Consider the following 6,272-nt stretch of genomic DNA (forward strand, 5'->3'; position numbering starts at 1 on the left):
CCCAGCATTCCCAGGACTGAAAACCCCAGAGTCTTTAAACCAATGATAGAGATTGGGTTCATTGGCACTTTTCCATCAATTGAATCAAATTCCTTATCATACAAGGACTGGTTGTTTTTGTTTTCTTAGTGTAAAAGACCCTTTTTGATTATGACTTTTTGAAATACAAATACATGGATGATAACAATACAATAAGACCATTCAAAAAGTAAAGTGCTGTTGCTACAACAGCTAATATTCCTGCACCCCAGCCACTGCTATCATAAATCATGGCAAAAAATAAAGTGCCAAAGAGGATCATAGGTGTTAGCAGGAGAAAAATAATGCCGGCCCATATTCTTTTCTTAATATCTTTTTGAGAATATTTGAAAGCATAATAATTTGCAAAACCAAACACGGCGATTTCTAATAATAGTGTTAAGAATAGGCCTACTTCTTCAGACAAAAAAACCATTCCCTTCAAAATTCATGTTCCTGTGCTGAATAAGAATTGGTGTTGATAAATTTTCTGAATTATATATCATATTTTATATATTAAAGAAAATCCAATTTTAATAAAGTGGGTGCCTTGATGATTGAGACTTTCCCAATAGAGATAACTCCTTTTGAGGAAGATAGGCTAATTCGGGTGTTTCTGCCACCCAGCTATGAAACTGAAACAAAATCTTATCCCGTTCTTTATGCGCATGATGGCCAGCATGTTTTTGCGGGTGATCACTCTGAAGGCGGAGTTTCTTTGGAATTGGATGTCTTACTCGTTGAAATGAAAGCAGAGTTCCTTGTGATTGCAATTGATAATAAGCCATCGGAACGCAAAAATGAATATTGTCCTTGGGAGTATGGGGCTTACAGCGAGAAATTAACGGGAAAACGTGAAATTGGCGGTGGAAAAGGAAAAGAATACGCGAAATTTGTTGTTGAAGAATTGAAGCCATTCATCGACAAAAAATACAGGACTCTCCCCGATGAGACTGCCATGTTTGGCATTTCGCTTGGCGGTTTGATTTCAACATATATTGCCTGCAGCTATCCTGCTGTTTTTAAAAAAATCGCCGTGATTTCTTCCGCTTTCTTCAGGAATCAGGAAGAGATAAAAAATATATTGATTCAGTCAGACTTAAGCTCAATCCAACGTTTTTACATGGACTGCGGAACGAATGAAGCACTAAATGAAACCACAATCAACAAAGGTTTTTTAAATTCTAACGAGGAAATTTATGAAATAATTAACCTCAAAGTACCGAATACCAGGTTTTCCATTATTGAGGGTGCTGAACATGATTATGAATTTTTCAAGAAAAGGCTTCCAGACATCCTTGCATTTTTAGAGTAATTGTGAATCACAGTAAATATTTCTGAATTTTCCCAACCCCGCACCTCTATAAATAACTTACTCATGCTGTTAAGATAGGTTCAACACCAGGTGACTGCTGACAAATTAATTTGAGGAGGAGAGAGCATGGAAAAATGCGTTCAATTGATTCCGTACAAATTAGTAGAGCAGCTTGGAGTGGCAAATGAAATTCCAAAAGGTGTGGAAATCATTCAGGCCCCGGAGGTTTGGGAACAGACAAAAGGTAAAGGCATTACTGTTGCTGTCCTTGATACTGGAATTGATACAAAGCATCCCGACCTGCATGACAGAATTATTGAAGGTAAAAATTTCACTGATGACGACAAAGGGAACCCTGATATTTTCGAAGATTACAACGGTCACGGAACGCATGTCGCTGGTACGATTGCCGCGAGCCTGAACAACACGGGTGTAACCGGGATTGCGCCGGAAGCAAATCTGCTCATCCTCAAGGTTTTGAATAAACGCGGATCCGGGAAGTACGAATGGATTATCAAAGCCATTCAATATGCCATTGATAAAAAGGTTGATATCATTTCGATGTCACTTGGCGGGCCGCAAGATGTGAGAGACCTTCACGATGTCATTAAGCTGGCTGTCGAGAATAAGATTCTTGTCGTCTGTGCCGCTGGCAATGAAGGTGACGGTGATGAAGGAACCGATGAGTTCGGATATCCTGGCTGCTATAATGAAGTCATTTCTGTCGGAGCAGTTGATCTTGAGCGAAATTCTTCTCCTTTCACCAATTCGAATAATCAGGTAGACCTGGTGGCTCCAGGGGAAAAAATCCTTTCCTGCTACCTGAATGGTACGTATGCAACGTTAAGCGGAACCTCAATGGCAACTCCGCACGTATCAGGTGCACTCGCTCTTATCAAGCAGATCGCCAATACCGAGTATGAGCGTGAACTGACGGAGCCTGAATTGTACGCACAGCTCATTAAAAGGACCGTACCGCTCGGCAATTCACCAAAGCTTGAAGGCAATGGATTCGTTTACTTGACGATCCAAGAACATGTGAAAAAAGTGTTTGATGGAGAATCCTTCCGAACACTTATGGAAATATAGCGGGAAACGCCCGCAAAAGCACAAAAGAGGCTCCCCCTGCCTCTTTTGTTTTTTTATTTTCCCTGAAATAATCGAATGATCTCGCCGGTACGCAGCATTTCCAGCTCCTTTTTAACAAACAGCTTTGTAAGCGTAGTTCCTGGGTTCAATAATAGTGACGCTGATGGATCTGCAATGGCCAGCAGCTCTTGAACAGAAATGGCGGAGTAGCTGCTTTCTTGGTCAATATATTGCTTCAGAGCGAACAACGACGAAAAAACCGGAATGGTGACCTGGTTTTCGTACTCTATGTACCTTAAATAGAAGGCGTCAGGTTTTTCTTCCCTGCCTTGGCCTAGAACAAGGATTTCAGAGTCTTTGAACATCATGTAAAAATCACCAATCTTATCAGACGATGTTATAGCTGCCAATAGGGACTTTTCAAGAGGGTTCAATTTGGTTTGGGTGGAGCCTGTTTGGTTATTAATGTTTTCGTCCAATCTTGTCACTCTTTTCTATGATATAGAATAGAAGTTCTAATTAAAAAGGATCAGCCCAGATTTTTAGAAGAGATCGTAATCTGTTTTGAGGAGAAAGATATTTTTTCAGGAAGAAGGGCTTGTTTCCAGGTACTTCCCCTAGGTCGGAAACACTATTCTCGATTAATATCGGGTCTCACTCCCATATGTTCTGTGAAGCTGGGCGGCGTGTTCATCCGTATCAACATAAGCCTTAGACATCGTTTTTGCATTATCGTTGAGGAGCACCAGGCTGTCGGACGTAATATTCATCATGTTGATGAGCGTATCGCAATAGTTTACAAGGATAGACAAACTGCTCGAGTTTATGCCTTGATCCATCATACTTTGTTTCAAGTGATCGAGTGCAGCAATCATTCCTTCGACTTCTGAACTTTCCGAGGATAAAGTGGAAGTAAGCTCCGTGAACAGCTGAGGGTCAATCTTTATTTCATTTGTTGCCATTTTTTCACGTCCGTTCTATATTGAAATCGAATCAAAAGATTTCCGGCTCCTACTTTCCGCTTCCGCCAGCAGGTCATCCGCCGTTTTTACAAGGCTGATTAGAAGGCTGATATAATGCTCCGTCAGCTGCGTACCTCTCATGTAATCCTGAACCGTTGTCTGATATTGCTCAATCGCTTCTCCGGAAAGCTCCGCAAACACTCTGTCAAATTCCGCCCTGACCTTTGCGCTCGAGTTTTTATAACTGCTTAAGGCATTTTCGATTTGCTGGACTGCATCCATCGTCCTCCCAGAATCATAGACAATCTTTGTGCCGCTGCCTCCATCGTTGATATGCATGTAGTATTCCCCCCTAACCTATGCCATCCAGCTGACCATCGAACGTACACTGGGATCCATCGTGACCCGCGATAAGTACATTTTCCGTTCCTCTGCCGGCAAGCTGCGCAAATTGGTGTAATGCCCATTGTATTCTGCCTGTTTTTGATTCTGAACTACTATCAGTTGTGACCTCAGTTCGCGAAGCGTACTGGAATGTTGACGATTATAATCTGTCAAAAAACGGTCCAGGCTGCTAAGCAAACTATCATAAGCCTCTTGGGAAATGCTGTTGTTCCATGAAGAAGCGCTCACAGGTGCCAAGCACGATAACTCTACCCTTTGAGCCGAAGAAAGGGATCGGATGGCCGCCTCAAGCCGGCTGATTCGCGTATTATAGTCCATTAACCCACCCTCTGATTCTGTTATTACAATCATTGTAAAAAAATGATGCCCTTCTAATCAAGCAAAATCAGGTAATTGTGGCAAAAATATGACAAAGGGCCTAAGAAGCTGGATCCCTTCCGGGATCATATCGTGCATTGGCTAACAGAACATCCTGATTTGACTGGAGCACAAGTATACAATTGGTTAGAGGAAAGACTAAATTTCAAAGGTGAGATAAACGCTGAAAGATTTGCAAGAGCCTTCCTAGGACTTCCTCAAGTCAATGTAATGGAAGAAGATAAGAACAAAGAGAAGGACAAGAATGAAGGGTCTTAGAGAAGTCGTATTCTTCAGTTGAAGAGCCTCTTTTCTTGGCTCGTGATGTTGCTGAGTGGATTAAACATAAGAACGCTAGTGAGATGTTAAAGAAGGTTGATGAAGATGAAAAACTTCAACATGATACTATCGTGGGGAAATATTCAACTAAAGAACAGCTTGGTTTTTAACTGAACATGGACTTTATGAGGTTTTAATGCAATCAAGAAAACCAATTGCAAAAGCCTTCAAGAAGGAAGTCAAAAATATTTTGAAGTAAATCAGACTAACAGGAGGATATGTTCCTGTAGTTGAAGAAGAGTTAAGAAAAGAAATCATAACTCAAACAGTCCAGCTGAAGAACGTCAGCTCAAAAACTGATATTGAAGTAGGAAAGTATTGGGTAAATCTTGTTTCAATTCATATGTGGTTAAAACCTCAGTGACCTTATTGAAGGAGCAGGTTCAAGAAGCAGATATTTTTGTAGCCTTTAAAGAATACAATATGGTTAATTTCTAAACCAACACAAAAAAACTAGCAATAGAAAATTATCCTAGCTAGTCTTTTTTGATGACAATTAGTAATGTCTATATTCTCAACGGCCGGTTATCTCTCTCGCTATAGAGTAGCAAGTAAGAGGTATTTTCTCCGAAGTCCGTTTCTCGATCACCTTAAAACCAAAATGCTCATAGAGTGAAACATTATCAGGATTGTTTGTTTGTGCTACTATTGGAATTCCTTTTTCCTCACACGATTTGAGAATAGGAGATAATAGTTCTCTAAATGCACCTGTTCCTTTTAAGTTCTTATCAATAGTAATTATTTGAAGATTATATACTTCTCCTTGCCAGTAACGTTTATACCAACCCTCATCATTGACTTCATTTGCGTCTATCGCATATTTAGAGAGTTGCGTAATTTCTTCTGAACTTGCATTTTCAAGTAAGTATTTTGCTGCGTTTTGAAGGGTAGCAATCAACTTTTCTTCGGATACTCGTGCAGTCGAATAACCAATGAGTACCCCTTTATCACCTTGGAAAAAGGTCACAGCATCAACCTCATTGTATGCTTCAATTTGCCCAAGAAAGGACCAATATAGGAGTTGTTCGGGGTTCTCAATATCATTTGTTTGAATCGTTACTAATGGGTCATTTCTAAACCTTTTAACCATAAGTTTTGCGCACGATTCAATTTGTCTCATATTATTTTTCATAACGCGACCTCTTTCAAGTTTTGTACAAAACTTTGAAAATAGTTTATTAATATAATTATTATGATTTTCTATCTAGTATATTGATAGTAACATTCCTAATAAAGATGCTGCAAGACTTACCGGCAACTATTCGCAAATATTATAAAATTAGCTGTTTTTTGAAAATTATTACTTTGTTAATAATTGTTAACACCCTTCTTATGCTTTCATATTGTTCTAATTTCATGAAGCAGGTTTATTCTTCCAGTTCATCTATGATCTCTATGATAAAGCTGCTTTCATCTTGACTTCAAACAAGGGCCCGAATGAATGGGGGAAATTCCTCGGTGACCCAACATTAACAACCGCCATACTGGATCGTCTGCTCCATCGGAGCGAAATCATTACCTTTGGTGAAGAGACGGATAGCATCCGAATGAAGTATCGAAAAACTTTGTTTCCCGAAACAAGTGGTCAATCTTAATTGGTGAAAAGTGATCTGTCTTATCTGTGAAAAAGTGATCTATTCTACTTGACGGTTACATACCTACTCTAACACCGTTTTCGTATACTTTATTTATGTTATAATCTATACTGTTTTTTCCCAAGAACTCAATATTACTTTGTCCATGTCCTCCACCCCAACATCCTCAACTACCCTTCCACCACCATTCCC

General features: G+C 39.7%; 11 protein-coding genes and 1 pseudogene. 6 read left to right on the forward strand and 6 right to left on the reverse strand.

All coding sequences use genetic code 11. The features are described 5' to 3' along the window. Positions 1–148: 148 nt before the first annotated feature. Positions 149–463, reverse strand: coding sequence for a hypothetical protein (locus D1970_RS10150; RefSeq protein ID WP_119112727.1), 315 nt, complete (start codon positions 461–463; stop codon positions 149–151). Positions 464–571: 108 nt separating this feature from the next. Between D1970_RS10150 and D1970_RS10155 the strand changes: the two genes are divergently transcribed. Both D1970_RS10155 and D1970_RS10160 read left to right on the forward strand, forming a co-directional pair. Next, complete coding sequence (locus D1970_RS10155; protein ID WP_119112728.1) at positions 572–1,333, forward strand: alpha/beta hydrolase; 762 nt, start codon at positions 572–574, stop codon at positions 1,331–1,333. A gap of 126 nt (positions 1,334–1,459) precedes the next feature. Continuing rightward, positions 1,460–2,422, forward strand: a complete 963-nt coding sequence (locus tag D1970_RS10160) for a S8 family peptidase (protein WP_119112729.1) — start codon at positions 1,460–1,462, stop codon at positions 2,420–2,422. A gap of 53 nt (positions 2,423–2,475) precedes the next feature. Here D1970_RS10160 and D1970_RS10165 read toward each other — a convergent pair whose 3' ends face one another. The 4 genes from D1970_RS10165 to D1970_RS10180 all read right to left on the reverse strand — a co-directional run bounded on the left by D1970_RS10165 (position 2,476) and on the right by D1970_RS10180 (position 4,107). After that, entirely contained in the window at positions 2,476–2,901 is a 426-nt protein-coding gene (locus D1970_RS10165; protein ID WP_181213258.1) for an SseB family protein, read from the reverse strand. Between the two features lie 162 nt (positions 2,902–3,063). After that, on the reverse strand, positions 3,064–3,384 hold the full coding sequence (locus D1970_RS10170; protein WP_119112731.1) for a hypothetical protein: 321 nt from the start codon (positions 3,382–3,384) through the stop codon (positions 3,064–3,066). Between the two features lie 15 nt (positions 3,385–3,399). Continuing rightward, a complete protein-coding gene (locus D1970_RS10175; RefSeq protein ID WP_119112732.1) occupies positions 3,400–3,723 on the reverse strand; it encodes a hypothetical protein in 324 nt (107 codons plus the stop codon). Positions 3,724–3,741: 18 nt separating this feature from the next. Beyond that, positions 3,742–4,107, reverse strand: coding sequence for a hypothetical protein (locus D1970_RS10180; protein ID WP_119112733.1), 366 nt, complete (start codon positions 4,105–4,107; stop codon positions 3,742–3,744). A gap of 132 nt (positions 4,108–4,239) precedes the next feature. Here D1970_RS10180 and D1970_RS10185 point away from each other — a divergent pair, with 132 nt between their 5' ends. From D1970_RS10185 to D1970_RS22950, 3 genes are read left to right on the forward strand one after another with little or no spacing between them, the layout of a single operon-like run. Beyond that, the gene (locus D1970_RS10185) at positions 4,240–4,425 is read left to right on the forward strand and encodes a hypothetical protein (RefSeq protein WP_181213259.1); all 186 of its coding nucleotides are present in this window, start codon (positions 4,240–4,242) and stop codon (positions 4,423–4,425) included. Positions 4,426–4,460: 35 nt separating this feature from the next. Further along, positions 4,461–4,595 (forward strand): BRO-N domain-containing protein, encoded by a 135-nt coding sequence (locus tag D1970_RS22945; RefSeq protein ID WP_259339651.1) that lies wholly within the window; start codon positions 4,461–4,463, stop codon positions 4,593–4,595. Between the two features lie 26 nt (positions 4,596–4,621). Beyond that, positions 4,622–4,684 carry a hypothetical protein gene (locus D1970_RS22950; protein WP_259339654.1) on the forward strand — a complete coding sequence of 21 codons (63 nt, stop codon included), beginning with the start codon at positions 4,622–4,624 and terminating at the stop codon, positions 4,682–4,684. A gap of 315 nt (positions 4,685–4,999) precedes the next feature. Here the strand turns inward: D1970_RS22950 and D1970_RS10195 are convergent, their stop codons facing one another. Then, the gene (locus tag D1970_RS10195) at positions 5,000–5,617 is read right to left on the reverse strand and encodes an N-acetyltransferase (protein WP_119112735.1); all 618 of its coding nucleotides are present in this window, start codon (positions 5,615–5,617) and stop codon (positions 5,000–5,002) included. A 226-nt stretch (positions 5,618–5,843) separates the two neighbouring features. Here D1970_RS10195 and D1970_RS10200 point away from each other — a divergent pair. Then, positions 5,844–6,080 (forward strand): annotated as a pseudogene (locus tag D1970_RS10200) (ATP-binding protein); the annotation flags it as partial. Positions 6,081–6,272: the final 192 nt, after the last annotated feature.

The sequence above is a fragment of the Mesobacillus zeae genome (assembly GCF_003570705.1).
Lineage (GTDB): Bacteria > Bacillota > Bacilli > Bacillales > Cytobacillaceae > Mesobacillus_C > Mesobacillus_C zeae.

Excerpts from the sequence above, each read along its gene's own strand:
- D1970_RS10155 (WP_119112728.1), top strand. The coding sequence starts at position 572 with ATGATTGAGACTTTCCCAATAGAGATAACTCCTTTTGAGGAAGATAGG.
- D1970_RS10160 (WP_119112729.1), top strand. The coding sequence starts at position 1,460 with ATGGAAAAATGCGTTCAATTGATTCCGTACAAATTAGTAGAGCAGCTT.
- D1970_RS10170 (WP_119112731.1), bottom strand. The coding sequence starts at position 3,384 with ATGGCAACAAATGAAATAAAGATTGACCCTCAGCTGTTCACGGAGCTT.
- D1970_RS10175 (WP_119112732.1), bottom strand. The coding sequence starts at position 3,723 with ATGCATATCAACGATGGAGGCAGCGGCACAAAGATTGTCTATGATTCT.
- D1970_RS10180 (WP_119112733.1), bottom strand. The coding sequence starts at position 4,107 with ATGGACTATAATACGCGAATCAGCCGGCTTGAGGCGGCCATCCGATCC.
- D1970_RS10195 (WP_119112735.1), bottom strand. The coding sequence starts at position 5,617 with ATGAAAAATAATATGAGACAAATTGAATCGTGCGCAAAACTTATGGTT.